25 protein-coding genes and 1 pseudogene are annotated in these 24741 nt (G+C 63.5%); 11 read left to right on the forward strand and 15 right to left on the reverse strand.

Translation table 11 applies throughout. The annotated features are described in order from the left end of the window. Positions 1–139: 139 nt before the first annotated feature. Positions 140–769: a TetR/AcrR family transcriptional regulator gene (locus LJE98_RS17850; RefSeq protein ID WP_229576576.1), complete on the reverse strand. Its 630-nt coding sequence runs from the start codon at positions 767–769 to the stop codon at positions 140–142. A gap of 146 nt (positions 770–915) precedes the next feature. Here LJE98_RS17850 and LJE98_RS17855 point away from each other — a divergent pair, with 146 nt between their 5' ends. Next, positions 916–1890: an alpha/beta hydrolase family protein gene (locus tag LJE98_RS17855; RefSeq protein ID WP_229576577.1), complete on the forward strand. Its 975-nt coding sequence runs from the start codon at positions 916–918 to the stop codon at positions 1888–1890. Between the two features lie 59 nt (positions 1891–1949). Here the strand turns inward: LJE98_RS17855 and LJE98_RS17860 are convergent, their stop codons facing one another. Together LJE98_RS17860 and LJE98_RS17865 are read right to left on the reverse strand one after the other, a co-directional pair. Further along, complete coding sequence (locus LJE98_RS17860; RefSeq protein ID WP_229576578.1) at positions 1950–2255, reverse strand: Dabb family protein; 306 nt, start codon at positions 2253–2255, stop codon at positions 1950–1952. A gap of 91 nt (positions 2256–2346) precedes the next feature. Further along, positions 2347–2967 carry a glycoside hydrolase family 19 protein gene (locus LJE98_RS17865; RefSeq protein ID WP_229576580.1) on the reverse strand — a complete coding sequence of 207 codons (621 nt, stop codon included), beginning with the start codon at positions 2965–2967 and terminating at the stop codon, positions 2347–2349. Between the two features lie 208 nt (positions 2968–3175). Between LJE98_RS17865 and LJE98_RS17870 the strand changes: the two genes are divergently transcribed. Continuing rightward, positions 3176–3325, forward strand: coding sequence for a hypothetical protein (locus LJE98_RS17870; RefSeq protein WP_229576582.1), 150 nt, complete (start codon positions 3176–3178; stop codon positions 3323–3325). Between the two features lie 116 nt (positions 3326–3441). On the opposite strand, the gene LJE98_RS17875 is transcribed toward LJE98_RS17870, so the two are convergent. The 7 genes from LJE98_RS17875 to LJE98_RS17905 all read right to left on the reverse strand — a co-directional run bounded on the left by LJE98_RS17875 (position 3442) and on the right by LJE98_RS17905 (position 11125). Continuing rightward, positions 3442–4929 (reverse strand): DNA-packaging protein, encoded by a 1488-nt coding sequence (locus LJE98_RS17875; RefSeq protein WP_229576583.1) that lies wholly within the window; start codon positions 4927–4929, stop codon positions 3442–3444. A 117-nt stretch (positions 4930–5046) separates the two neighbouring features. Further along, positions 5047–5517 carry a hypothetical protein gene (locus LJE98_RS17880; RefSeq protein WP_229576585.1) on the reverse strand — a complete coding sequence of 157 codons (471 nt, stop codon included), beginning with the start codon at positions 5515–5517 and terminating at the stop codon, positions 5047–5049. Positions 5518–5790: 273 nt separating this feature from the next. After that, a complete protein-coding gene (locus LJE98_RS17885) occupies positions 5791–6999 on the reverse strand; it encodes a sensor domain-containing diguanylate cyclase (RefSeq protein WP_229576586.1) in 1209 nt (402 codons plus the stop codon). Between the two features lie 161 nt (positions 7000–7160). Further along, positions 7161–7511, reverse strand: coding sequence for a carboxymuconolactone decarboxylase family protein (locus tag LJE98_RS17890; RefSeq protein WP_229576587.1), 351 nt, complete (start codon positions 7509–7511; stop codon positions 7161–7163). 201 nt (positions 7512–7712) lie between these two features. Beyond that, positions 7713–7916 (reverse strand): heavy-metal-associated domain-containing protein, encoded by a 204-nt coding sequence (locus LJE98_RS17895; RefSeq protein WP_267499116.1) that lies wholly within the window; start codon positions 7914–7916, stop codon positions 7713–7715. Between the two features lie 72 nt (positions 7917–7988). Next, entirely contained in the window at positions 7989–8432 is a 444-nt protein-coding gene (gene cueR / locus LJE98_RS17900) for a Cu(I)-responsive transcriptional regulator (RefSeq protein WP_229576751.1), read from the reverse strand. Positions 8433–8527: 95 nt separating this feature from the next. Further along, positions 8528–11125, reverse strand: coding sequence for a heavy metal translocating P-type ATPase (locus LJE98_RS17905; protein WP_229576588.1), 2598 nt, complete (start codon positions 11123–11125; stop codon positions 8528–8530). A 426-nt stretch (positions 11126–11551) separates the two neighbouring features. On the opposite strand from LJE98_RS17905, the gene LJE98_RS17910 reads away from it, so the two are divergent. Next, entirely contained in the window at positions 11552–12073 is a 522-nt protein-coding gene (locus LJE98_RS17910; RefSeq protein ID WP_229576589.1) for a GNAT family N-acetyltransferase, read from the forward strand. A gap of 71 nt (positions 12074–12144) precedes the next feature. Here the strand turns inward: LJE98_RS17910 and LJE98_RS17915 are convergent, their stop codons facing one another. Together LJE98_RS17915 and LJE98_RS17920 are read right to left on the reverse strand one after the other, a co-directional pair. Next, on the reverse strand, positions 12145–13935 hold the full coding sequence (locus LJE98_RS17915; protein ID WP_229576591.1) for a methyl-accepting chemotaxis protein: 1791 nt from the start codon (positions 13933–13935) through the stop codon (positions 12145–12147). A gap of 283 nt (positions 13936–14218) precedes the next feature. Further along, a complete protein-coding gene (locus LJE98_RS17920; protein ID WP_229576592.1) occupies positions 14219–14683 on the reverse strand; it encodes a YcgN family cysteine cluster protein in 465 nt (154 codons plus the stop codon). Between the two features lie 327 nt (positions 14684–15010). On the opposite strand from LJE98_RS17920, the gene LJE98_RS17925 reads away from it, so the two are divergent. Next, positions 15011–17230, forward strand: coding sequence for a transglycosylase domain-containing protein (locus LJE98_RS17925; protein ID WP_229576752.1), 2220 nt, complete (start codon positions 15011–15013; stop codon positions 17228–17230). 337 nt (positions 17231–17567) lie between these two features. Further along, positions 17568–18722: a GGDEF domain-containing protein gene (locus LJE98_RS17930; RefSeq protein WP_229576601.1), complete on the forward strand. Its 1155-nt coding sequence runs from the start codon at positions 17568–17570 to the stop codon at positions 18720–18722. Between the two features lie 61 nt (positions 18723–18783). On the opposite strand, the gene LJE98_RS17935 is transcribed toward LJE98_RS17930, so the two are convergent. Further along, positions 18784–19569: a hypothetical protein gene (locus tag LJE98_RS17935; RefSeq protein WP_229576603.1), complete on the reverse strand. Its 786-nt coding sequence runs from the start codon at positions 19567–19569 to the stop codon at positions 18784–18786. A gap of 138 nt (positions 19570–19707) precedes the next feature. Between LJE98_RS17935 and LJE98_RS17940 the strand changes: the two genes are divergently transcribed. After that, positions 19708–20301 carry a TetR/AcrR family transcriptional regulator gene (locus tag LJE98_RS17940; protein ID WP_229576605.1) on the forward strand — a complete coding sequence of 198 codons (594 nt, stop codon included), beginning with the start codon at positions 19708–19710 and terminating at the stop codon, positions 20299–20301. Between the two features lie 24 nt (positions 20302–20325). Next, positions 20326–20613 (forward strand): YciI family protein, encoded by a 288-nt coding sequence (locus tag LJE98_RS17945; protein ID WP_229576607.1) that lies wholly within the window; start codon positions 20326–20328, stop codon positions 20611–20613. Between the two features lie 87 nt (positions 20614–20700). Here LJE98_RS17945 and LJE98_RS17950 read toward each other — a convergent pair whose 3' ends face one another. Next, positions 20701–20967, reverse strand: coding sequence for a hypothetical protein (locus LJE98_RS17950; protein ID WP_229576608.1), 267 nt, complete (start codon positions 20965–20967; stop codon positions 20701–20703). Positions 20968–21147: 180 nt separating this feature from the next. Next, positions 21148–22041, reverse strand: coding sequence for an NAD-dependent epimerase/dehydratase family protein (locus LJE98_RS17955; RefSeq protein WP_229576610.1), 894 nt, complete (start codon positions 22039–22041; stop codon positions 21148–21150). Positions 22042–22321: 280 nt separating this feature from the next. Between LJE98_RS17955 and LJE98_RS17960 the strand changes: the two genes are divergently transcribed. From LJE98_RS17960 to LJE98_RS17975, 4 genes and pseudogenes are all read left to right on the forward strand, one after another. Next, on the forward strand, positions 22322–22858 hold the full coding sequence (locus LJE98_RS17960; protein ID WP_229576611.1) for a glyoxalase superfamily protein: 537 nt from the start codon (positions 22322–22324) through the stop codon (positions 22856–22858). Positions 22859–22936: 78 nt separating this feature from the next. After that, a pseudogene (locus tag LJE98_RS17965) lies at positions 22937–23313 on the forward strand (PH domain-containing protein). 284 nt (positions 23314–23597) lie between these two features. Further along, positions 23598–24182, forward strand: a complete 585-nt coding sequence (locus LJE98_RS17970) for a DUF1214 domain-containing protein (RefSeq protein ID WP_229576613.1) — start codon at positions 23598–23600, stop codon at positions 24180–24182. Beyond that, positions 24179–24730: a DUF1254 domain-containing protein gene (locus LJE98_RS17975; protein ID WP_229576614.1), complete on the forward strand. Its 552-nt coding sequence runs from the start codon at positions 24179–24181 to the stop codon at positions 24728–24730. Before LJE98_RS17970 ends, LJE98_RS17975 begins: the two co-directional genes overlap by 4 nt. The last annotated feature ends 11 nt before the right edge of the window (positions 24731–24741 follow it).

Below are 24741 nucleotides of genomic sequence, written 5' to 3' on the forward strand. Positions count from 1 at the left end.
ACGAGGATGGGGTCAGCCGGCGGCAGAGGGGGCTCCACCGCCTTCATTGGATCATCAATCACGCGGCATGTGCCGGCAAGTTTGTCCGCCGCCGTTCCGCGCCGTCCGTCATCGGCGACGGCAAGGCCGCCAGCACCGCCTACGCCTTTTGCGCAGCACCGGCCTTCGGCGCGCCAAACCGCAAACCGTCGATCAGCAGCTCGACCATCACGGGCGTCTCGCCGTCCGGTTCGGCGCCCTTGACCGAGGCGAGATTGCCGATGGCGCGCAGCAGTTCATAGGGCTCGATGCCCGGTCGGACCGCCCCCGCTTCGACGGCAGCGTCCAGGAGCCCAGTCAGCGCCGGCTCGAAATTCTGACGGAAATAGTCGGGCAGGCCCTGAAAGGCGGGATCGCCGGAATGCAGGGCTTGGGCGAGACCCCGCTTGGTGGCGATGAATTTCGTGTAGCGGCGCAGCCAGAGCGCCAGAGCCTCACCGGCCGGGTGGCTTTCGGCAAGCACGGCCGCCTGCGCCGTGCAATCGTCGACCTCGCGTTTGAACACCGCGATCACCAGATCGGCGCGCGTGGCAAAACGCCGATAAAGCGTGCCGACGCCGACGCCGGCACGGCCTGCAATCTCGCGCGCCGGTGCATCCACACCGCTTGTCGAAAAGATCGCCTTGGCCGCTTCGAGCACCGCGTCTTCATTGCGCCGCGCATCGGCGCGCACCCGGGGGGCGCCTGCATCCGGGCCATCGCTTTCGTCGTTTTCAATGCCTGCGCTCATGCGCCGTCTCCTGCTGACGCGGAAAACCGCAGCCAGCCCTTGCTAAACGGAACATTGTTCCGTATATGAAATCCGCATACGGAACGACGTTCCGATTAACTCTCTAAACCCATCGCCACCCAAGATCCAGTCCCCGGAGGCTCCCCATGAACGATCTCGTCACCAAAGCGCGCGTCATCCCCACACCCAGGCCACGAACCACCATCACCATCAATCCGGTCACCCTGTCTGCATCAGGCCGCAGCCGTCCGCTCGCGCTGCGCATCACGGCACCCATGACCGGAGACGATCTCCCGATCATCCTCCTGTCGCATGGCCACGGCCCTTCGCTCTACATCCCGTCCAAGGACGGTTACGGCCCGCTGGTCGATTTCTACGCTGCCCATGGTTTCGTCGTCATCCAGCCGACCCACGCCAATTCCAAGGTCGCCGGCCTCGGTCCGGATGCGCCCGGCTATCCCTTCTTCTGGCAGTCGCGCCTCGATGACATGACGCTGATCCTCGACAAGCTCACGGCCATCGAACAGGCAGCCCCGTTGCTCGCCGGACGGCTCGACCATGACCGCATCGCGGCGGTCGGTCATTCCCTCGGTGGCCAGACGGTGGGCATGCTGCTCGGCGCCGGCCTCACCGACACCGCCGATCCCGCCGTCACCCGCGTCCGCCAGCCGGAGCCGCGGATCAGGGCCGGCGTGCTTCTTGCCGCCCCCGGCCTCGGCGGCGACAGCCTCAGCGATCACGCCCGCCAGAACTACACCACGCTCAATCCGGATTTCTCGACGCTCACCACCCGCACCCTGGTCGTCGCTGGCGACGCTGACGACAATCCGCATCTGACGCCCCGCGGCGCCGATTGGCATGTCGATCCCTATCGCCATGCCCCGGGTGCCGATGCTTTGCTCACCCTCTTCGGCGGCAAACATGGCCTCGGCGGCATTGCCGGCTACGACGCCAAGGAAACAGATGACGAAGATCCCGAACGCCTCGCCGTCACCCAGCACATGACACTCGCCTGGCTCAGGACCGCGCTTGAGATCGACGAGACCAGCTGGCCGGTCGCCCTGGACGCGTTAAACACCCGGGCTGCCGATCTCGGCCGCGTGGACCTCAGGGCAAGCTGAGCCGCGTCAACGGCTGCGGTGTCCTTGTGATGCCGCAGCCGGGTTTCCTCCCACCCTAATCACAGCCGTTCCCGCACCGCCTCTTCCATCACGTAATCCGCGGCAAACCGCTCCTCGCGCAGCGGCCTCACACGCCGGATGCTCTCCTCGTACAGCGGATGCGCCTTGTAGGCGGCCAGCGCCGCTTCATCCGCGAATTCACCATAGACCACGAGATCGATGCTCTGGTGAAAACCGTCGGTTTTCACATTGGTGCCGATCTCGAGCCGATCCGCATGCGGGATCTCGGTCAGGATCGACAGCCCCGCCCGGACAGCCTCGACATGCTCGGGCTTCACGGTGAAGAAGACGATGTGGCGGATCATGGGACACTCTTGAAATCTGTTGCAGCGCAAAAGCCGATAGCACCGCACGGCCCCCCGCTCAATGCGCCCACATCACCACGCACACCGCCATTCACACCACAAGCCCCGCCCGGATCGCGGCATCGAAGGTCCTCGCCGTCACCGCGATCTTGCCTGCCCGGTCCGTCCCGTTGACGATCTTCCGCGCCCCGGTCCAGTCGGCCTTCATGCCGCAGAAGAAATCCGCCAGGCGTGCGCCCGAAAACAGACCCTCGGTCATGCCGACCACCAGGATTGTCGCCGCCACGTCGAGCCTCAAGGCCAGATCCGGCTCGGCCACAAGGTCGAGCCCGGTCACCCGGCTCATCGTCTGGTAATTCTCACGATGGGTGATCTGCACCAGCCCGCGGCCATAATAGCTTCGCCCCTGCGCATCCCGCCGCCAATAGGGCGTCTTGACCGTCGGCAGCCTGCCGGCGCGAAAGGCCCGTTCGAGCCTCTCCACCGCCGCCTCGTCGGTTGCCGCGAAGGTCTCGCGCACGGCCTGCATGCTGCCACCCGTCTCATGATGTGCGGTCGCCAGCATGTAAGCCAGCCAGCGTGGATCGGCCCAGCCACGCGCGGAAAATCGTGTCAGCACCGCCTCCACGCCCTCCACCTGCGCCTGAGACAAGCGCCCGCCAAACACGGCATTGCGCAGTCCCGCGAAGACGATTCGCCGGTCGATCCGCATGGTGAAATCCTTGATGTCGGGAAGGGAGCGGCCCGCGTTGCGCCCTGGGGCATGGCCACCGCAAAAAAATCTTCGGAATTAAAACGATTGAAGAAATTTCAATCGTTTAGAGCTCGGTCCGTTCACATTTACAAAGGTTTAACGCTGTGGAACTTTCGCCCCATATCAACGTTTGGAGCCCAGACGCCCAAACCCGAGGAGGGAAGAGATGGAGACGACCACTTCGACGAGCCAGAAGACCGCCGCACCGGCAACGATCCCGGCTCACATCCTGCAGCGCCTCGAAAACGAATGGCGCCAGGTCCGTCAGCCCGGCCAGTCCGGTCAGTCCAGCCAGCCGACGGCTTCTGCCAAGTAAGACGATCCACCGCATTGCATCATGAGACCGGCGTCCGAAAGGCGCCGGTTTTTTGTTGTCGAGCGGACCGGTTCAAGGGGCATCGCCATTCCGCCGACCGGGGCAGCTGATACCCATCATACGCCCCTGATCCGCGGCTCCCCGCCCCCCTCCAGCATCAGTGCCGTCAGCGCCCAGACCAGCGCGTCGAGCCGATCCGGCGACCGCCCGCTCGACAATCCCTCCGGACCGAAGTCGCACATCTGGTCCTCGAGCGCTTGAAACCGACCCGCATGCAGCACGCGACCCTGCTCATATAAAGCCGCCACCGGTTCGGCGCGCAGGAACTTGCCGCGCGTCGCCCTGACCGTCGTCACCGGCAGCCGCGCCTCGATCCCCTCCAGCACGGCGCGCACCATGTCGCCGCCCTGGTTCACCTCGGCCACAACCCGGTCCGCCTCGAAACGCCTGTAGGCCGAGACCACAGCCCGCGCCCAGCCGGCCGGCCCTGTCCCCTCCACCGAACAATCTGATAGCACCACCGCCTGGCCATTCTCCTTCAGGCCCGCCACGACGATACCGCAACATGCCTGGGCACCGCCTGCCGGCGGATCGACCGCGACCACGATCCTTCGCAACGGTTCCGACAGCTTCACCACGATCTCGTCGAGCCGCGCGCGCTTCCACAAGGCGTCCGCCCGGTCCTCGATCAGCTCGCCGTCCAGCTCCTGCCGCCCCAGCCGCGTGCCCCCATAGCGGGCCGAAAGTGCTGCCAGAAAGCCCGGCGCCAGATGCGCCGCATTGGCCGAAGTCGCCATGCGCGTCAGCACCGTTGCCTCATCCGCCATCAACCGCTTCAACAGCGGCACCGGTCTTGGCGTCGTCGTCACCACCTGGCGCGGATCATCGCCCAGCCGCAGGGCAAACTGCAGCATGTCATAGGTCTCGTCGGCATGTTTCCATTTGGCGAGCTCGTCGCACCAGGCGAGATGAAACTGCGGCCCGCGCAGGCTTTCCGGGTCTTCCGACGAGAAGATCTGCGCGATCGCCCCGTTCGGCCAGACCAGCCGACGCCGAGAAATCTCGAGCTGCGGCCGCATCCGCCTTGCGATCCTTGCCAGTCCCGAGGCGCCGTCGATCATCACCTCGCGCGCATCGCCCAGGGTTTCCGCCACCAGCGCAATCCGCAAATCCGTTCGCTTGCCGGCGGCCAGAACCTTGGCCTGCACCCATTCGGCCCCTGCCCGTGTCTTGCCCGATCCGCGCCCGCCGAGGATCAGCCAGTTGCGCCAGACGCCATCAGGCGGCCACTGCTCGGGCCGCGCCAGAAGGTGCCAGTCGCGCGCGAGAAGTGCGAGATCTGATGGCGTCAGGTTGGATAAGGCGGTAGCCGCCAGACCAGAGGGCCCGGCGAAATCGGTCGGGAGGCCTTGGCCTCCATCCGCCAGCGTCCGCGTCTGCGGCGCGATGTGGTCGGCCAGCTGCGCAAGGCCCGACCTCGCCCTGTCGACGTCATTCACAAGGGCTTCCACTTGATCGGCCAGACCGCTGGCCAGAGCGGCTGCCGCCGCCATTCCCTTCGCCTCCCGATCCCGCTCCAGCCTTCCCGGGGACTTCGGCGTCATCGGCAGTCTCCTGGAAGCATCCGCTGGCCGTGTGGCAACAGAATCGATCCCCTTACGTGCGAAATCCGAAGTCTGGCCAGGCAATCCATCGCCATGACGCAGAGAGATGCGATCAATTTAAAGCGGCGGGCCCCGCCCCTCGGCCAGCCCCGAAACTTCCGCCAGCCGCGCCGCCACCGCCGCATCCAGCCGCCTGGCCAGCTCCGCCTCGATCCGCGCCGCAATCAACGCCTCGACCTCACGACGCAAGACCTCCGGATCGCGCGCCTCCAGCAGCCGCTCCTCGGCATCCAGCCGGTCGCGCTCGAGCTGGCGCAAGAGCGCATCGATCTTTTCCAGCGTCCGCACGATCAGCGCTATCGCATCGGTCGCCGCCTTGATATCGGCCCGCGCCTGTTTCGCCAGCCCCTCGTCGGCCCCGTCGAGCAGGCTCTCGGCTCCGGCCCGCAACCGGCGGAAGAGGTCGAACTGGGCGCGCATCTCGGCTGTGAATTCGGACAGCAGCGTTTCGAGATCCCCCGCCCCTGCCGCCTTCACCTCGATGACATCAGGCAGTGCCTCGACCGCATCAGGATCGCTTTCCAGCATGGCGCCCTCCGAAACGAAAAAGGCCCGCACAGCGGACCTTCGAAAACCTCTGCCGAACCGCTCCAGCCCCCGCGGCCACAGCTTTCCGATCATGCAACAAACCTACCCGACGACCGTCACGGTGTCAAGGATTATTTTCCTAACGTCGTTGAGTCTCCTTCTCGCCTGTGGGAAAGGACGGCAAGCCGCCTGAACCCTGGAGGCTGCGAAGAGAAGACAGATCCAGCGGTACAAACCGATGTCGCATTCTGCCCTGCAAGGGACAGCCACCCCTCACCGCGCCTTCGATCTGTTGCGCCCCGCACGCTTCGCCTCGTACAGCGCCAGATCCGCCCGGGTCACCAGATCGCGCGGATCGCGCACACCGCCCTCCCTCGTATCGGCATAGCCGACCGAGACGGTGATGTGCACAATCCCGTCTGGGCGGGCCGGATGCGGGATGGAGAGGTCGCGCACCAGGCGCACCAGCCGATCGGCAAGGATGGCGCCGTCGGTCTGCGTATCCACGACAAAGAGCAGGGTGAATTCCTCGCCGCCATAGCGCGCGGCAAATCCGTCGTGCCGGGCGGCAAAGGCCTGCATGGCCGAGGCGATGCGGCGCAGGCAGTCGTCGCCGGCGACATGGCCGAAGCGGTCGTTGAAGGCCTTGAAGTGGTCGACATCGACCATCATCAGCAAGACGTCGCGCCGGTCGGTGAGCCAGATGTCGAGCGTCTCGTCCAGGTGCCGGCGATTGGCGATACCGGTCAGCATGTCGGTCAGGGTCAGGTCGCGCAATGCGTCGCCACGGCGCTCGGCCCTGTCGGCCCGGTTCCGCGCATCATATTGTGCGAGATAGCCGAGACAGCGCTGTCTCTCGAAAAGCCAGTTGCCATAGAGCGTGAAGAAGAGCCCGGTCACCACCTGAACGGTCAGCGGAAAGACGAGATTCTGATCGAGACCCGGCTTGGCGTGTAGGACCCAGAGCGCCGTCAGGCAGGTGACGGTGGTGAAGAGCAGCGCCCAGCGATACCGGAGCACCAGCAGCATGTTGCCGAAGAGCAGGACGAGCGGCAATTCGCCGAGCGTGTAGCTCGCATGGTCGGATTGCGAGATGTAGAACAGGTAAAGCGGCAGAAGGCTCGCGACGAACATGCCGCCCAGAAGCAGCAATTCGCGCAAGGCCGGCGGCACGCGCGGCACCAGCACAAAGATGACCAGCGATCCCGGCATGAGCACGAAAAGGCGCATCATCACGGTGAACGGATGGATATCCGCCATCAGATGAAGACTGGTCAGGTTGAAGATATTGTAGACGATCAGGCCGACGATGATGGCGTGACGCAGGTGCTTCACCCGCCCGGCGCCGAAGTCCCGTTCATGGGCGCGTTCCACCTCGGATGGTATGCGCAACAGCCAGTCCAGCCGCCCCTTGGAGCCGCCCTGCCCGGCGCGCGTTGCGCTCCCGCTCGTCTGGTCGGCTGTCGTCTCTGCTTCACTCACGCATGTCATTCCCGGTCCGGTGCCGACCCCACATCGGCGCCGGGAACACTCATCCGCGAGGCGTGCGAAAATTTCCCTAATTTAGCATGTAAAAATGACGCGACCGGCCAGAATTCCGCCGAGGTCTGCCGCGGTCACCCTGGCCGCCACCTGTCCTTCACTCAGTCTCCCGGCCCGCCGAACTGCTCCCAGGCCGTCATCGCATCGCCCGCATACATCAGCGAAGGCCCGCCGCCCATATAGACCGCCAGACCCAGCGTCTCCTCGAATTCGGCCTTGGTGCAGCCGAGCTTGATCAGCGCCTCCGTGTGGAAGCCGATGCAACCGTCGCAGCGGGTCGAAATCGCAATGCCGAGCGCGACCAGTTCCTTCACCTTCTTCGAGAGTGCCCCATCCTTGGTCGCCGCCCCCGCCATGGCCGAGAAGCCCTGCATCACCTCGGGGATATCCTTGCGCAAGGTCCTGATCCCATTCGAGATTTGTTTCGTGATGGCGACGTAGTCCTTGCTCATGACAGCTCCCCTGAAAATATATACGTCCATACATATATATTGAGATTCAGCAGCAACGCTAGCTGGGCGGAAGGCGGCAGAGGACCGGCGCAATATCGGCCGTCGCAAGATGGGGCTGCCGGCAGTCTCCCCGGGTCCCGACGGACTACCAGCTCCTGGCGACGGCCCAATTGCACGGCCTGGATCCCACGGCCTCCCGCGTCACACCTCCCGCACCGGCGTATAGCCCGCCTCGCGGATCGCCTGTTCGGCGAGCAAGGCATCGCCCTCGACAAAGGCCTTGCGGGCGGCGAGATCGATGCTCACCGCCTTGCCCGGCAGGACATCCGCCAGTGCCTTCACCACGGTCTTTTCGCAATGGCCGCAGGTCATGTCCTCGATCTTGAAGATGGTTTGTCCAATCATGACGGTCTTTTCCTTTCTGCGCGTCGCGCGTCTCGTGTGCTGTTGATTGTCAGCCTTCCCACAGGGGCAAGGTCAATCCCCGCAGCAGTCCTTGTCCGCCCTGTTCGCGGCGGTGTTTTGCCGCAGCGGCCGCCCTTCGAGATCGGCAAGGATCGGGCAGCTCGGCCGCTCATTGCCCTGGCAGCGCTCGGCCAGATGGGCGAGCGTGTCCCGCATGGCCTGCATCTCGGCGATCTTCGCCTCCAGTTCCTCGACATGGCTGAGCGCCAGGGCCTTCACCTCCGCGCTTGCCCGCGCCTTGTCGTCCCAGAGCTTCAACAGCCGCTCCGTCTCCTCCAGCGAGAAGCCGAGGCTGCGCGACCGGCGCACGAAGCGCAGCCGGTTGACGCTGTCGGCGTCGTAGATCCGGTAGTTGGAGGCCGTCCGCCCGGCCGGCGCGATCAGCCCGATTTCCTCGTAATAGCGGATCATCTTGGCCGAAACGCCTGACGCTGCGGAGGCTTCACCGATGTTCATCGTCATGGTCCTGTCTCCAAATATCGCGGCCCTCCCCGAGAGGGCACAAACGCTCCCGAGACCACTCTCCCCCTTGTGGAGGAGGGTGGGCCTTCTCACCCCGTCACCTTCGCCTTCTTCAACCGCAACGCATTGGTCAGCACGAACACGCTCGACAGCCCCATCGCCGCCGCTCCCAGCATTGGCGAAAAGGTCACGCCGAAGAGCGGATAGAGCAGCCCCGCCGCGACCGGGATCAGCGCCACATTGTAGCCGAAGGCCCAGAACAGGTTCTGGCGAATATTGCCCATGACCCGGTCCGAAAGCTCGATGGCATGCAGCGCGCCCATCAGATCGCCATTGACCAGCACGACATCGGCGCTTTCGATCGCCACATCCGTGCCCGTGCCGATCGCAATGCCGGCATCGGCCGTCGCCAGTGCCGGCGCATCATTGATGCCGTCGCCGACAAAGGCGACCTTGCCACCCTTTGCCTGCAGGTCCCTGATCGCACTCACCTTTCCCGCCGGCAGCACCTCCGCCACGATAGCATCGATGCCGGCCCTTTTTGCCACCGCCTCAGCCGTGCGCCTGTTGTCGCCGGTCACCATCATCAGCTTCAGGCCACGGGCTTTCAGCGCCGCGATCGCCCGTGCACTGGTTTCCTTGATCGGATCGGCGACCGCGATTGCCGCCGCCAGCTTGCCATCGACAGCGACATAGAGCGGACTTGCGCCTTCATCGGCCAAGCGGCTGACGGCGGCCGTGAGGTCGGCCGTGATCGCACCTCCCCCTTGTGGGGCTTGGCCAGGGCCGGGCTCCTGCATCACGCCCAACTTCACCATGAACCGGTCGGCACCGGCTGCAATTCGCCGCCCCTCCACGATCCCCGTGACCCCGAAGCCCGCCACAGCCTCGACGCTCTCCACGGCAGACAGGACAATTCCCCGCGCCTCGGCCGCGCGCACGATGGCATCCGCCAGCGGGTGTTCGGACCGCGCTTCGAGACTTGCCGTGAGCCTCAGCACCTCGGTTTCGCCGAAGCCTTCCGCCGTGACGATCTCGCTCACCTCAGGCTTTCCGGCGGTGATCGTGCCCGTCTTGTCCATCACGACCCAGTCGACCTGCGCAAGGCTCTGCAGCGCCTCCCCCTTGCGGAAGAGTACACCGAGTTCGGCCGCCCTGCCCGTCCCGACCATGATCGATGTCGGCGTGGCAAGCCCCATGGCGCAGGGGCAGGCAATGATCAGCACGGCCACGGCCGCAACCAGCCCATGGGTATAGGCCGGCTCCGGTCCGAGGATGAGCCAGATGAGGAAGGTCACGATGGCAATGCCGATGACGGCAGGCACGAACCAGGCCGTGACCTCGTCGACCAGCTTCTGGATCGGCAGTTTTGCCCCTTGCGCCTCCTGCACCATGCGGATGATGCGAGAGAGCATCATGTCGGCGCCGACGCCCGTCGCCTCGAAGCGGAAGGAGCCGGAGCCATTGACCGTGCCGCCAATGACGGTGGCGTCGGGGCCCTTTTCGACCGGTATGGGTTCCCCCGATATCATTGCCTCGTCGACCGAGCTTGCCCCGTCGATCACGCGCCCGTCGACCGGAATGCGCTCGCCCGGCCGCACCACGACGACATCGCCGAGCGTCACCTCGGACAGCGCAATGTCGCGTGTCTCACCGTCCCGCTCCACGCGCGCCGACTTCGCCTGCAATCCGGCCAGCTTGCGGATCGCGGCGCCCGTTCGACCCTTGGCACGGGCCTCCAGCAGCCGGCCCAGCAGGATCAGCGTGACGATGACGGTCGCGGCCTCGTAATAGACATGCCGCGCATCTGATGGCAGCAGGCCCGGCGCGAAGGTCGTCACCAGCGAATAGAGATAGGCGGCCCCCGTTCCCATCGCGACCAGGGCATTCATGTCGGGCGCCAATCTCAGGAGTGCCGGAATGCCCTTCACATAGAAGCGCCGGCCGGGGCCGGCGAGCACTGCGGTGGCCAAGGCAAATTGCAGCAGGTACAGCGTGTTGCCGGGAAAAAGGCCCATCAGCACATGATGCAGTGGCGGATAGAGATGTGCGCCCATTTCCATGACGAAAAGCGGCAGGGTCAGCACAAGCGCAATGAGGAAATCGCGTTTCAGCCCTGATACTTCCCTCTCGCGCCGCGCCTCGCGGCCATCGCCGGCTGCACTGGCGGAGCCAGCCGGATGGTGCGGATCGTCCGGAGCGGCATCGCTCCTGGAAGACGCGGTTTCCGCGCCACCCGACAGCCGCACGACATATCCCACCCTGGTGACGGCCGCGGCGAGAGCCGGCATCGCCGAGATCCCGCCCAGCACCTCGACCACGGCCTCACCCGTGGCCAGGTTGACACTCGCCGTCTCGACTGACGGCACGGACTTCAGGGCCTTCTCGACGCGCGAGACACATGAGGCGCAGGTCATGTCCTCGACCTCGAGCACCAGTGTCTCGGTCTTGGCCTCATAGCCCGCCTTTTCGATCGCCGCGATGAGCGCTCCGGCGGAAAAGCCGGCACCCGGCGTGACGGAGAGGGTTTCGCTGGCGAAATTCACCGCGCTCTCTTCGACGCCGGGCACTGACGCCACGGCCTTTTCCACCCGTCGCACACAGGATGCGCAGGTCATGCCCTCGACGGGCACAAGGATCGTTTCGACTGTCGTCTTGGCCGTATCCGGCCTGGATTGCATGTTCATGATGGTCACCTCTGCCACCATACATGGACCTTCCCATCATGGGAGGGTCAAGGGGTAGGGCTGAAGATTTTCGGACATGCCGCCTCAAGGGCGGCTCCGGCCAAACCCGGACGCCGCGGCGCTGACCCAAATCCGGTCTACCGGCGATCAGAGGGCGGCAACGCAAGGCGCGCCAGACATCACAAGGTCCCGGTACCGGCTGCTCTTCACCTGTCTGGACGTCGGATATCGCCATGCGACCAACAAGAGGCGGAGATGACCAGGGCCGCTTCACCGGCTGGTGTCCATTGCATCTGCCGCCATTCTGAACGCCGTGTCCGCCTCGGCACGGCCGGACTGACCGGATGGCCGCTGCGCCACTTCGACTTGCAACACGGCGGAAGCCAGCCTAGGCAGTAAACCCGCCATTTCCCAGGAGGACATTCCATGACCGACACCCTCCGTTTGCAGGAAACCCAGCCTGCCGATAGACCGCAGATCCCCGGCCTCTATGCCGCGGCCTTCCCGGAGGAAGATCTCGCAGCCCTTGTCGAAGCGCTGCTCGTGGACCCTGCCGTTCTTTCCCTCTCGGCCGTCACCGGGGAGACACTCGTCGGTCACGCGCTCTTCACCCGCGGCCGACTGGAGGGCGCGGCCGAACGCGTCGCCCTTCTCGGGCCGATTGCCGTGCATCCGCAGCACCAGCGAAAGGGGATCGGTCAGGGGCTGATCAACGAAGGTCTCGCGCGCCTCAAGGCCGAGGGTGTGGCACAGGTCCTGGTGCTGGGTGACCCGTCCTATTACGGCCGCTGCGGCTTCCGGCCGAAAAGCCGTGTCGTCCCGCCCTATCCCCTGCCCGCCGAATGGGGACAAGCCTGGCAATGGCAGCGGCTGGACGGGACAGAGGCCGATCTTGCCGGGCGGCTGATGCTACCGGCAGCGTGGATGCGGGCGGAGTTGTGGGGGTAGGACCCGCCAACGGCTTGACCAAGACGGGCGAAGGTCCAACCCTTGTGCAACGGGTACGCGACAGCAAACGCTCAGAACTCTTCCCAGCTGTCTCCGGCCTTCAATGCGGCGTTGCCGTTGAATGCCTTGGCGACCTTGGCAGTCATTTGGCGGGCCGGAGCGGGATGCGGGCGCAACTGGGTGTTGGCGGCAGCGGGTACGCCTCTTGACTGAGTAGAACCGGCGCCGATTCTGAACTGGCTGAGAAGCTGAAACAACTGTTCAGCCTCGCGCGCCAGACTGTGGGCGGCTGCCGTGGTCTGCTCGACCATGGCGGCATTTTGCTGCGTTCCCTGGTCCATGGTGTTGACCGCGGTGTTAATCTCCTTCAGGCCCGTCGCCTGTTCCTTTGATGCCTCGACGATTGCGCCGACATTGCCATCGACCTGGACCACCTGGCTGACGATCTCCTGCAGCGCCTTGCCGGTGTCGCCGACCAGTGAAACGCCGCTCTCCACATGCTCGTTCGAGGCATTGATAAGTTCCTTGATCTCCTTTGCAGCCTTCGCCGAGCGCTGTGCGAGTTCGCGCACTTCCTGGGCGACGACAGCAAAACCTTTGCCGGCGTCCCCAGCACGGGCGGCCTCAACCCCGGCATTGAGCGCCAGAAGATTGGTCTGGAAGGCGATCTCGTCGATCACGCCTATGATGTTGGAGATTTCCGACGACGACTTCTCGATCCGGCTCATGGCATCGACAGCCTGGCCGACAACTTTACCAGAACTCTCAGCATTGATCTTGGTCTTGCGGACCAGACTGCCGGCTTCCTGCGCCCTATGGCTGGAGTCGGATACTGTCGTGGTGATTTGCTCAAGCGCTGCCGCCGTCTCTTCGACGGAGGCGGCCTGCTGTTCCGTGCGTTTAGACAGATCATTCGAGGCCGACTGGATCTCCTGTGAGGCGGCGGCAATCGCGCCAGCGTTCTGCGAAATCGTCTGCAACGTGCTACGGAGCTTCGATGAGGTCCCGTTGAAGTCGACGCGCAATTTTTCCAGCGTCGGCAGGAAGGGCTTGTCTAATGTCAGTGTCATGTCGCCTTCCGACATGGCGTTCAGCGCACCGGCCAGTTGATCAACATTCTGCACGCGGGCGGTCACATCGGTGGCGAACTTGACCACCTTGAAGACAAGACCGTTCATGTCGAAGATCGGGTTGTAGGAGGCCTGGATGAAGACACGCTTGCCGCCCTTACCAATGCGCATGAACTCGTCGGCGACAGCTTCCCCTGCGGCAAGCTTCGGCCAAAACTTGCGATAGTCGTCACTGTTTGTATAGCTCTCATCACAGAACATGGAATGGTGCTTGCCCTGGATCTCTGGAAGCTGGTAGCCGAGCGTCGATAGGAAATTCTCGTTGGCGGTCAAGATCTCGCCTGTGGGCGTGAATTCGATGACCGCCTGAGTGCGTGAGATCGCATCCAGCTTGCCGGCTTCCTCGGCGCTCTTCAGCTTCTGCTCGGTGATGTCGGTCGCGAACTTGACCACCTTGTAAGGCTTCCCGCCGCGAGTCACCGGATTGTAGGAGGCCTCGATCCAGACTTCTTTGCCGCCCTTGCCGATACGCTTGTACTGGCGGCGATCGAATTCGCCGCGGCCGAGCCGCGCCCAAAATTCCCGGTATTCTGCAGAAGCTACCTCTTTCGGATCGACAAACAACCGGTGATGCTGGCCAACGATCTCCGACAGCTGGTAGCCAAGCGCCTGGCAAAAGCTCTGATTGGCCGACAGGATTGTGCCGTCCAGCTTGAACTCTATGATCGCCTGTGACTTGCTCATTGCTTCAAGTACGGCCTTCGCATCCGCGCCAGTTCCGAAACCCAACATTGTCCCCTCCAAATCTCGCGATAAAGGTCACAGACATGGCAAGGCACTTTTACCCCCCAATCTTGACAGTGTAAATTCTGGCGGTAAGCAGTTTACACTTTCTAAATAAGAGCAGCTCGGCGGCTAAATATATAAAAACATCAAATTTTTTTTGTTTATCTTTCGTCTTGTTGAGCAACCATGACGACAAGGCCGGAATACTGCAACTCTGAGGACCATCCGAGAAGCCTCGACGTCCGGGTTTGGTGGAAAAGAGCCTTCAAGAAGCCTGGGCGACCGATCCCTACCGCCGCTCCTCGCCAACCCGCATGGGCCAATCGACCACGTAATCCTCGAGATCCTCGACATCGAGCCCCTCTTCCGAGATCGTGCGGCCGCGGGCCGAGATGCCGGCCTGGTGCACGGTTTCCGGATCGCCCGAGACCAGAGGGTGCCACCAGTAGAGGTCGAGGCCTTCATCAACCAGGCGGTAGCCGCAGGTGGGAGGCAGCCACTGGATCTCGCGCAGGCCCTGTAGCGTCAGCTGGATGCAGTCCGGCACGGTCGCCTGGCGGTTTTCATAGTCGGAGCAGCGGCAGCTGTCACCGTCGAGCAGCTTGCAGGCAACCGAGGTGAAGACAACCTCGCCGGTTTCCCAGTCCTCCAGCTTGTTGAGACAACAGAGGCCACAGCCGTCACACAGGCTTTCCCACTCCGCATTGCTCATCTCGGCGAGCGTCTTGGTCTTCCAGAAGGGTTTTTCTGTCATCGTCTCGTTCAACTGACTGTCGTTTCGCGCGGCCCTGTCATGCGTCCGGCGCCGGTGTCTTCTGCGGTCGAGGCGGCTGGCCTGCTATCGCCGGTGCAGGCTTGCAACGCCCCTGGCCAAAAGCTCAAGCCCGGGCGGTGCCGGTTCACCATGGCCCGCGAAACCGCTTGTCCTTTCGCGACAAATCGCCCATCACTCAGATAAGACGACCTGCCCGCAATCCGCATGGGTCCTGATCCTTATCGGCGGGCACGTCAAGGAGCGGACAACAAGTTTTCGGGAAAAGCCACGGTGGCCGACAGCGACAAGCCTGACGATCTGGAGCCCATGGAGCGCCTCGGCGCTGCCGATCAGGACGCCAGGACGGACCGTGGCGACACGGCCGGCAAGCGCGACCGGGCGCCGAAGCTCAAGCGCCATGTCTTCCTCAAGATCGACAGCTGGCTCGATTCCACGCTGTGGAATGCGGGCTATGACCTGACAGAGGCCTGGGAAGAGATCACGATCTTCTTTCGCCGTTTCCGGGTGCGGGGCCTGAAGAAACTCGGCTTCGAAATCGCCGGCGAAGCCATGACGCTCGGCACGGCCGGCATGGTCCTGCTTCTGGCGCTCGCCCAGCCCGCCTTCGAGGAAACCAAGCAGGACTGGCACAATCACGACAATTTCGCCGTCACCTTTCTCGATCGCTACGGCAATACGATCGGGCATCGCGGCATCATTCATGAAAATTCCGTACCGGTCGACGAACTGCCCGATCATCTGATCAAGGCCGTGCTTGCGACCGAGGACCGGCGCTTCTTCGAGCATTTCGGGATCGATTTCGTCGGGCTCGCCCGCGCCATGAGCGAAAATGCCAAGGCCGGCGAAGTGGTCCAGGGCGGCTCGACACTGACGCAGCAGCTCGCCAAGAACCTCTTCCTCACCAATGAACGTTCCATCGAGCGCAAGATCAAGGAAGCCTATCTCGCGCTCTGGCTCGAAGCGAACCTCTCCAAGAAGGAGATCCTGTCGCTCTATCTCGACCGCGCCTATATGGGCGGCGGCACCTTCGGCGCGGCGGCTGCCTCGCAGTTCTATTTCGGCAAGAACCTCACCGAAGTGACGCTTGCGGAAGCGGCGATGCTTGCCGGCCTGTTCAAGGCGCCGGCGAAATATGCGCCGCATGTCAACCTGCCGGCGGCGCGTGCACGCGCCAACGACGTGTTGAGCAACATGGTGCAGAGCGGGCTGATGACCGAGGGCCAGGTGGTCGCTGCGCGGCGCAATCCGGCCAGTGTCATCGACCGCAACGAAAAGGAAGCGCCGGACTTCTTCCTCGACTGGGCCTTCGAGGAGGTGCAGCGCATCGCCGCGACCTTCAAGGACCACACGCTGGTCGTGCGCACCACGATCGATCTCGGCCTGCAGCAGGCAGCGGAAGAGGCCGTCGCCTCGTCGTTGCGCGAATATGGCGAGAGCTACAATGTGCGCCAGGGTGCGGTCGTGATGATCGAAAACGGCGGGGCAGTGCGCGCCATGGTCGGCGGGCGCGACTATGGCGAAAGCCAGTTCAACCGCGCGACGCGCGCACTGCGCCAGCCGGGCTCCTCCTTCAAGATGTATACCTACGCGCTGGCCATGGAGAATGGTTATACGCCGCAGACCATCGTCGTCGACGGGCCGATCTCCTGGGGCAACTGGAGCCCGCAGAATTACGGCCGCAGCTATGCCGGCCGCGTGACCATGGAAACGGCACTGGCGAAATCGATCAACACGATCCCCGTGCGCCTTGCCAAGGAAAAATTCGGCATCGACGCGATCATCCAGACCACCAAGGCTCTGGGCGTCGAAACGCCGATCAAGAAGGACGTGACGATCCCTCTCGGCACGGCGGAAGTCACCGTCATGGACCAGGCGACGGCCTATGCCGTGTTGCCGGCCGGGGGCAAGGCCTCGCGACGCCACGGCATCGCGCAGATCAGCAATTATGCTGGCGAAGTGCTCTACGAATTCGAACGCGACACCCCGGAGGCAGCCCAGATCCTCAGCGAACAGGCTGCGACCTACATGAACCAGATGATGACCAAGATCCCCTATATCGGCACGGCGCGGCGCGCGGCGGTCGATGGGGTTCTGACCGGCGGCAAGACCGGCACGACCCAGGCCTATCGCGATGCATGGTTCGTCGGCTATACCGGCAACTACACGGCCGCCGTCTGGTTCGGCAATGACGACTACACCTCCACGAACAACATGACGGGCGGCTCCCTGCCGGCCATGACCTTCAAGAAGCTGATGGACTACGCCCATCAGGGCATCGATCTGAAAGCCATTCCGGGCGTCGACCAGCCCATGCCGGAAAAGCAGGCTCAACCGCAGGTCGCCGATGCCGCCAATCCGGATGCCCTGCCGCCAATGATACGCCCGCGCTCGCTCTCGGCCCAGTCGACGCGTCTTATCCGCGATCTGGCCCTTCGGCTGAAAGCGGCAGATGCGCTCTCCCTTCCCGCCGCCGGCACGGCACAGGTCGTGGCCGAGCCAGAAAGCACCGGCGCAACCACACGTTAAGATAATTGCAAGTTAACGAACGGTCGAGAACACGGCCTGCGGTCGCCACCTGCATGCGGCCGATTCGGCCCTTGACCGGGCGATCCGTGACCCGAAGCTGCGATACCATCCTGAATTGAAACAGGTTTTGCCGCATCACGGCGGAGCCAAGGCCGATTGTTTACTGCGGATTCATCATCCCACCTTTGTTCATCGATGATTTCTCGTATTGGCACATTGCCTTCACCCCAAATTAAGGGGGTCGAGGCTAGCTTCACCGCGTTTTCGAAGGTGACTTATTTCAATCGGTGATTGGACATCCATGATGAGATGGCTCGGACTTTCCGCAAGGTCCCGCATGACGGCGGACGAATATCTGGCCTTTTTGGAAGATCGTGCGCCAGTGCGCAGCCGCATGCTGCGTGCGGCCGTGATCTGCGTGCTGGGTTTCTATCTCGCCTGCTTTCTGTTCGACCTCTGGTTGCTGGGCGATGTCACGCTTCTGTCGGCAATACTGCGCTTCGGCGTGATGCTGCCGATCGCGATCGGGCTGCTGTTCTATATCAATGGCCGGCACCCCATCGAACGCAAGGAAGTCGCCGCCATCCTGGTGGCCCTGCTCGCCAACATCTCCTGGTGCGTGATCCTGGTTTCGAGCTCGAGCCCCGGCGTGCTCACCTATTATTATGCCGCCGCCAGCTTCCAGATGGCGGTTACCATTGCCGCCGCCTCGCCCTTCCGTCCCGCGCTGCGCGCCACCCTCTTTACCTTCTGCCTCAACTATTCGGCCATCTGGTTCCTGGAGGGCTCGACGCCGGCTTACGTGATCCAGCATCTGGCCGTCTACATGCCGACCGTGATCATGACGCTTTTCGCCTCCTACCAGCTCGAAGTGGAGGCGATGACGAGCCATGTGAAGGTGCAGGAAAACGAGGCGCTGAAACGGGAATTGTCACGGCAGAACAAGGACCTTGCGCGGCTCTCCGTCACCGACCCGCTGACCCGGCTCGCCAACCGTCGCGGCACCGAGATGGAGCTGGCGCGGCTGAGGACCGAGAGCCCGCAGATGGCGCAGCGCGTCGTGCTGCTTGTCGCCGATGTCGATCACTTCAAGGCCTTCAACGACGCCTATGGCCATGGGGCCGGCGACGACTGCCTGAAGCGCGTGGCGCGCGCCATGCGCCGCTCGCTGCCGATCGAGGCCCATCTCGCCCGCCATGGCGGCGAGGAGTTCCTGGCCATCCTCGCGGACGCCGACGCCGACATGGCACCGGCCCTTGCCGAAAGCCTGCGCCGTGCGGTGCGCCAGCTCGGCATCGCGCATGGTTTCACCGGCGACCGCAACAAACATGTGACGATCAGCGTCGGCGCCGCCTGTGGCGCGGTCGAGGCCGAAGGCGACTTCGACCGACTCCTGGATATCGCCGACCGCGCGCTCTACGCCGCCAAGGCCGATGGCCGCAACGCCTGGCGCGTCAGCCTCGAGAACGAGGCGGAGCGCGTGGTGGCGTGAGAGGGCGACCGGATCAGTTGGATCGAGGCAACATCCAAGCCAGCCTCCAGCGCTTGCGTCATCACTCCATGGGAGTGACGGCTGCCGAGATCGGATAGAAATAAAGCTTCGTCTTGCGGGCGTCCTGCAGTTCCCAGATCTCGTCGGGATCGACATCGGGCACGGGAAAACTGTTGGAGACGAAGAGGCTGCCGGGTTTCATCTCCGTCTTGAGCTTCTGCCAGAGGGCGGCCATCGGAGCTGGCGAGAGGAAGGCGTAGACCATGTCTTCCTGCGCAACATCCGTCTTCCAGAGGTCGCCGCGTCGGATCTCACCCCGGCCGGTCACAGCGGAGAGCAGCCTTGCCGTGAGATAGACGGCCGGCGCATTCTCAACACCGCGGGCGGTCCTTCCCTCGCCGTCCAGCGCGCGCACGACGCCGCCGAGGCCACAACCAAGGTCGAGCATGCGCGTCGCCTCGCGATCCTTCATCACGTCCCTGAGGACGGAGGCCGTCTCGGTGTTGGTCAGATAGAGCGGTATGCGACCACAGGTCGTGTTGGAAAAAACGAGTGCCAGCAGAAGGAAGGCAAGGCCGAAGGGCCAGGCGGGCAGATTGCCGACGAGAAGCGCTGTGCCCATGGCGAGCGGAAAAAGAAAGGCGATGACCAGCCACCAGCGCGCCAGTCCCAGCACACGGGTGATGCCCGCAGCGACCAGCCCCTGCAAAAGCAGCGCAAGCCCGATCAATGGCAGACGTTCGACCATGGTGGAGAGCGGCGCCGTGGCGGCCGCGACGATTGGCAGGGCGACGACCTGCGCCAGAAGCGCGCCCAGGATCGGCGTCTTGCGAAAGAGTACGAGCATCGGGCCTCCCGTGGCATGGCAATGACGGACACTGGCAGGGGGTGGGGTGATTCTCAAGGCGCTTGACGAATTAGGTCATTCGTCCTAATCCTCTGACTAGGACAAGCGACCTAGCGAACAGGGACGATCGGCAAAACGATGGGACAGAGAGCGACACGCGAGATGATCGTGGCGACGGCCGACGACCTGTTCTACCGGCGGGGGTTCGATCACACATCCTTTGCCGATATCGCGACAGCGGTCGGCATATCCCGCGGAAATTTCTATCACCATTTCAAGAGCAAGGACGACATCCTGGAAGCGGTGATCATGAAGCGGCTCGCCGACAGGGCAGGCATGACCGCCCGCTGGGAGCGCCAGGCACCGGACCCCGCTGGCCGTATCGAAAGCTTCATCGACCTGTTGCTGGTCAATGGCGAGAAGATCCGCGAGCATGGCTGTCCGATAGGGACGCTTGCCAGTGAACTGGCCAAGCTCGCCCACCCTGCCCAGCCCGATGCCGTCCGGCTTTTTACCCTGTTTCGGGAATGGCTCGCCATTCAGTTCAGCGCCCTCGGCCAGGTCGAGAAGGCGGATCAACTGGCGCTGGAATTGCTGTCACGCAGCCAGGGGGCGGCAACCCTCTACAACGCCTTCCAGGATAGGGATTTCCTCGCGCGCGAGGTTGCGGCGATGAAATTCTGGCTGCGGGACGTCGCCACCGCCGAGGCTGCGCATTCAACGCCGCATTAACCCGGCACTTTTCAGGAGGTTCGCATGTTCATCATTTTCCTGCGCTTTTCCACGAACAGGGCGAAGGCCGGCGAGCTCATGGCCGCCCACAATGCCTGGCTCCAGCAAGGCTTCGAACGCGGGCTTTTTCTCGTGGCCGGCAGCCTGCAACCTCAGGCGGGAGGCATGATCCTCGCTCATGGCGCCGATCATGCCGAGATCAAGGCTATTGTCGAACAGGACCCCTTCGTCGCGGAAGCTGTGGTCGACGCCGAGATCCATGAAGTGCAGCCGGGACGCACAGATGAGCGCCTAGCCTTTCTGAAGGGCTAATGCTTGCCGCAATCGGCGGGGATGCCGCCACCTTGGCTTGACCCGCTGATGACTTCACCCCGCAGGACAGCCTGAAGCCGTAACGGATCAGTGCTTCGAGAGGTGGTCCTCGGCGCGCGGGGCCTCGTCGCCGAGCGCCCGGTCGATCTCGGCCTCCAGCATCGTCCTTTCGCAGCGATCGAAATCACCGAAACCGTGTATGGCGGCATGGGACCAGAGAATGCGCCCCGACAGCAGCGGCGCATCGACCGTCGAGATGACATGGCCGTTCATCGCGACATCGAAGGAAACGTAGTTCCGCCCGCAGATCTCGGTCTGCGCAATGTTGGCGATTTCCATACGTTTCTCGGGCAAGACGTCACCTTCTGGCGCCGCGGCTATAACCCCCATGGATCGAGGGGTTTTCTATATTCCTCATATACAAAAGACCTCCCGATTCGGGGACTTTTTTTAGGCTGCGCCCCCGCCAACTCCGCCGACATCGGCCGGGCCCTCCGCATCGGAGGGCCGACCGGCCGCAACGGGTTCCAGCGGTCAGACGTTGACGTATTTGCGCCAGTCGTGCTCTTCCCTGAAGCCCAGCACTTCGCGGATCTTGGCGTTGGAAAGCGGCGCCGCAAAGCCGTCGAGATCGCCCGTGATCGGCGTGTTCGGCGCATATTTGGCGAGAAATTCCCGGGTGGGGATCGTCGCGGTGATCGTGTCGTTCACGGCGTTGAAAACCTGGAAGCCCAGGCCATCCTTCTTCACGCAGAGATCGACGATCTGGCCGAGATCGCGGGCGTCGATATAGGACCAGGCATTGCGCTTGCGGCACGGCGGGTCGGCGAGATAGCCCGGAAATGCCGAATATTCCTCGGGGGCGATGACATTGCCGATGCGGAGCGCATAGACGTCGATGCCATAGCGCATGGCAAAGGCGCGGGCGGTCTTTTCGTTGACCACCTTGGAGAGACCGTAGCTGTCCATCGGGTCGGTGTCGTAGTCCTCGGTGAGCGGAAACTCGTGGTAGTCCTTGTCGCCTTCGGCAAAGCAGACGCCATAGGTGGTTTCCGACGAGGCGATGATGACCTTCCGGATGCCGAGCTTGGCAGCGGCCTCGATGACATTATAGGTCGAGACCGTGTTGTCGGCGAAGGTCGTGTTGTCGGGATGCATGAGGATGCGGGGGACGGCGGCGAAATGCACAACGGCATCGACCGGCTTCGGGCCGCCGGCCTCCTCATAGCCGTCATAGCCGAAATGGCAGGACAGCGCGTTGTAGACCTGGCCGGCATCCGTCACGTCGGTCAGAAGCGTATGTACGCCTGCCACGTCGAGCACGGCGCGGTCGACGTTGAGCACCTTGTGGCCCTTGTCCAGGAGATAGGGCACGACATGGCGCCCTGCCTTGCCACTGCCGCCGGTGAATACGATCCGCTTGCCCATGATGATCCTCCTCAAGATTGGTTGTCGGATGACCAGATAGCGCATGGCGGCGGGCGGGTGAAGGCCGGCTAGCCGATTTTGCATCTCTTGCGTCCGGGCCGGATGCGGCCTAGCTTGTGCGAAAGGCCGATGCAGCCTGCCGCTCCGCGGCGTTCCCTTGCGAACGCTATGGTGAACGCATCACGAGACGGCATCCTCATCCTTTCCCTCTCCGGAAACTGGCGACGGATCAGCAGACGCGGACACTGGTTTGACTGTTGCCACCGAGGACGGAAAGACCATGCGCGACTTTCGTGACGCAAAACTGATGGCCAGAACGCTCAAGGCTGAACTGGCGAAATCCAAGCTCGACATCAGTCACTCCCTCGCTCTGGAACTTGTTGCAAAGCAGTTGGGTGTCGACCAATGGAACATTCTCGCCGCGCGGATCGAGGCGGACGAGCAACAAGACACGGAAGCGGCCTTCCAGCCGCCGATTCCGATCTTCCGCATTTTCGACGTCGACAAGGCGATGGAATTCTACAGGGACTATCTCGGTTTTTCCGTCGATTTCGAGCACCGCTTCGGCGAGAACTTTCCGCTGTATTGCCAGGTTTCGCGGGGCGATTGCATCCTACATCTGTCGGAACATGCGGGAGACGCATCGCCCGGCGCCAAGGCCTTCACCTGGATGCGCGGTGTGAAGGTCTTTCATGCGGAACTTACGGCCAAGGACTATCGCTATCTGAAACCGGGGTTGGAAGAGGCGCCCTGGGGATTGCAGATGACGGTCACCGATCCGTTCAGCAACCGAATCGCCTTCTGCGAGAAGGTGTAGGCGAAAGCGCGGCGGCATCGAACTTGACGGCTCCGTCGCGCCTCCCCATTTCCGCTCCGACACAAGTGGAGGATGATGATGGGACTGTTCGACGGATTGCTTGGCCATGGATCGAGCGTCGATCCGACCGATCTCGCTCAACGCTCGACGGCGTCCTGATCGATGGCGAGCAGGTCGGGCTCGCCTTCCGTGTTATCCGCGATGTCTTCGTCTTCACCGACAAGCGACTGATCCTGATCGACGTGCAGGGCATCACCGGCTCGAAAGTGGACTATATGTCGGTGCCCTACCGGGCGATCACCCGTTTTTCCGTCGAGACCGCCGGTACGTTCGATCTCGACAGCGAGTTGAAGATCTGGGTTTCGGGCGCAGAGGCGCCGGTGACCAAGACGCTGAAGAAGGGCACGGATGTGCGCGGGATCCAGCGGGCGCTGGCGGCGGGGGTTTTGCGTTAGGACATTCGGAGCGAAGGTTCCGTCAGGCCGCACTCAGTGGGGTAAAAGCCCCTCACCCTGCCCTCTCCCCGCAGGCGGGGAGAGGATGGAGCAAGCGGTCTCGGTCTCGGCCTTCTCCCCGCTCGCGGGGAGAAGGTGCCGGCAGGCGGATGAGGGGCTATTGCCCTACCTTTGCTTTCCATTCACTCCACGCCCCCAAACTTCCCTCACCCCCGAATCAGTGATACGCCTCGGGCTCCATCGCATGGCGCCTGGCGCCCGCTTCCCGAGGTTTCGTCCCGCCCGTGTTTCGTGCTCCGCTCATCATCGCCATCGCCCTCATCATCGCCTTTGCGGGCGGGGTGCTTTCGGCGCTTTCGATGCTGAATGCCTCTGTTGGTTTCGGAGCGATCGAGGTGGCCGGGTGGCGTGCGTTTCCAGCGGCGCAGATGGCATCGGCGGATCCTTATGCCAAGGCGCATCGGGCCAAGGGCGGGCGATTGCTCTACGGGTCGGCGGAGGGGCTGCAATTCACGGCCTTGCGCGATGCCGAGGGCCTGACGCTGACGGGCACCTGTTCCTACCGGATGAGCGGGCGTACGCCGACAACCAGGCTCTGGACGCTCTATGCGGCGGATGCCGAGGGCAATCCGCTGAATGCCGGGCCCGAGCTTCCGACGGCGAAGAATTCGCAGACGGTTCTGAGACGCCGCGACGGCTCGTTCGACATCGTGATCTCGCGCACGGCGAAGGCCGGCAACTGGCTCGCCATTCCCGATACGGGCGCCTTCCAGCTCGTGCTGACGCTGCTCGACACGCCGGCTGCCGCCTCCACGGGGCTTTCCGGGCTGTCCATGCCGGTCATCGAGCAGATCGGGTGCGGCCAATGAACAAGCTTCTCTATGCTGCCGTGACGGGCCTGTTCGGCGCTATCCTGCTGCACATCATCATCATTCTCGGCGTGCCGCATTTCACCGGTCGCGACGCCTATACGCGGGTGACCTCGGAGGGCGTGCCCTTCGTCTTCCATGCACTTTCGGCGAGCCCAGACAGCGTCGGGCTCTCGAGCATCGATCCCTATCTGCGCGTCGCCGTCTGCCATTTCGACATCGAGCGCCAGCCGCTTTCGCTGGTGGCGCTGGGTGGCGACGTCGATTTCTGGTCGGTGGCAATCTACGACCGGGATGCCAATGAGGTTTTTTCGATGAACGACCGCACCTCGGTGGCGGGCGATCTCGACGTTCTGGTGGCCACGCCGGTGCAGGTCGCGCAGCTCCGGAAAACACCGATTGCCGCACTCGCCGAGACGATCCTCGTCGAACATCCGGGCACGGAGGGTTATGTTGTGCTGCGGGTGCTTGCCCCGCAGGCAAGCTACGAGCCGGAAGCCGAGGCCTTTCTCGCCGAAGCGGAATGCCTCCCCTTCACGGGCCGCTGAGGGCCCGCCGG

This window comes from Rhizobium sp. 'Codium 1', assembly GCF_020889605.1.
In the GTDB taxonomy this organism is placed as follows: Bacteria; Pseudomonadota; Alphaproteobacteria; order Rhizobiales; family Rhizobiaceae; genus Allorhizobium; species Allorhizobium algae.

Coding starts and splice junctions, on each gene's coding strand:
- LJE98_RS17875 (WP_229576583.1), bottom strand. CDS start 4,929: ATGACGCCGAAGTCCCCGGGAAGGCTGGAGCGGGATCGGGAGGCGAAG.
- LJE98_RS17870 (WP_229576582.1), top strand. CDS start 3,176: ATGGAGACGACCACTTCGACGAGCCAGAAGACCGCCGCACCGGCAACG.
- LJE98_RS17890 (WP_229576587.1), bottom strand. CDS start 7,511: ATGAGCAAGGACTACGTCGCCATCACGAAACAAATCTCGAATGGGATC.
- cueR (WP_229576751.1), bottom strand. CDS start 8,432: ATGAACATCGGTGAAGCCTCCGCAGCGTCAGGCGTTTCGGCCAAGATG.
- LJE98_RS17910 (WP_229576589.1), top strand. CDS start 11,552: ATGACCGACACCCTCCGTTTGCAGGAAACCCAGCCTGCCGATAGACCG.
- LJE98_RS17895 (WP_267499116.1), bottom strand. CDS start 7,916: ATGATTGGACAAACCATCTTCAAGATCGAGGACATGACCTGCGGCCAT.
- LJE98_RS17955 (WP_229576610.1), bottom strand. CDS start 22,041: ATGGGCAAGCGGATCGTATTCACCGGCGGCAGTGGCAAGGCAGGGCGC.
- LJE98_RS17860 (WP_229576578.1), bottom strand. CDS start 2,255: ATGATCCGCCACATCGTCTTCTTCACCGTGAAGCCCGAGCATGTCGAG.
- LJE98_RS17930 (WP_229576601.1), top strand. CDS start 17,568: ATGACGGCGGACGAATATCTGGCCTTTTTGGAAGATCGTGCGCCAGTG.
- LJE98_RS17920 (WP_229576592.1), bottom strand. CDS start 14,683: ATGACAGAAAAACCCTTCTGGAAGACCAAGACGCTCGCCGAGATGAGC.
- LJE98_RS17960 (WP_229576611.1), top strand. CDS start 22,322: ATGCGCGACTTTCGTGACGCAAAACTGATGGCCAGAACGCTCAAGGCT.
- LJE98_RS17945 (WP_229576607.1), top strand. CDS start 20,326: ATGTTCATCATTTTCCTGCGCTTTTCCACGAACAGGGCGAAGGCCGGC.
- LJE98_RS17940 (WP_229576605.1), top strand. CDS start 19,708: ATGGGACAGAGAGCGACACGCGAGATGATCGTGGCGACGGCCGACGAC.
- LJE98_RS17905 (WP_229576588.1), bottom strand. CDS start 11,125: ATGAACATGCAATCCAGGCCGGATACGGCCAAGACGACAGTCGAAACG.
- LJE98_RS17935 (WP_229576603.1), bottom strand. CDS start 19,569: ATGCTCGTACTCTTTCGCAAGACGCCGATCCTGGGCGCGCTTCTGGCG.
- LJE98_RS17865 (WP_229576580.1), bottom strand. CDS start 2,967: ATGCGGATCGACCGGCGAATCGTCTTCGCGGGACTGCGCAATGCCGTG.
- LJE98_RS17855 (WP_229576577.1), top strand. CDS start 916: ATGAACGATCTCGTCACCAAAGCGCGCGTCATCCCCACACCCAGGCCA.
- LJE98_RS17880 (WP_229576585.1), bottom strand. CDS start 5,517: ATGCTGGAAAGCGATCCTGATGCGGTCGAGGCACTGCCTGATGTCATC.
- LJE98_RS17925 (WP_229576752.1), top strand. CDS start 15,011: ATGGAGCGCCTCGGCGCTGCCGATCAGGACGCCAGGACGGACCGTGGC.
- LJE98_RS17975 (WP_229576614.1), top strand. CDS start 24,179: ATGAACAAGCTTCTCTATGCTGCCGTGACGGGCCTGTTCGGCGCTATC.
- LJE98_RS17915 (WP_229576591.1), bottom strand. CDS start 13,935: ATGTTGGGTTTCGGAACTGGCGCGGATGCGAAGGCCGTACTTGAAGCA.
- LJE98_RS17850 (WP_229576576.1), bottom strand. CDS start 769: ATGAGCGCAGGCATTGAAAACGACGAAAGCGATGGCCCGGATGCAGGC.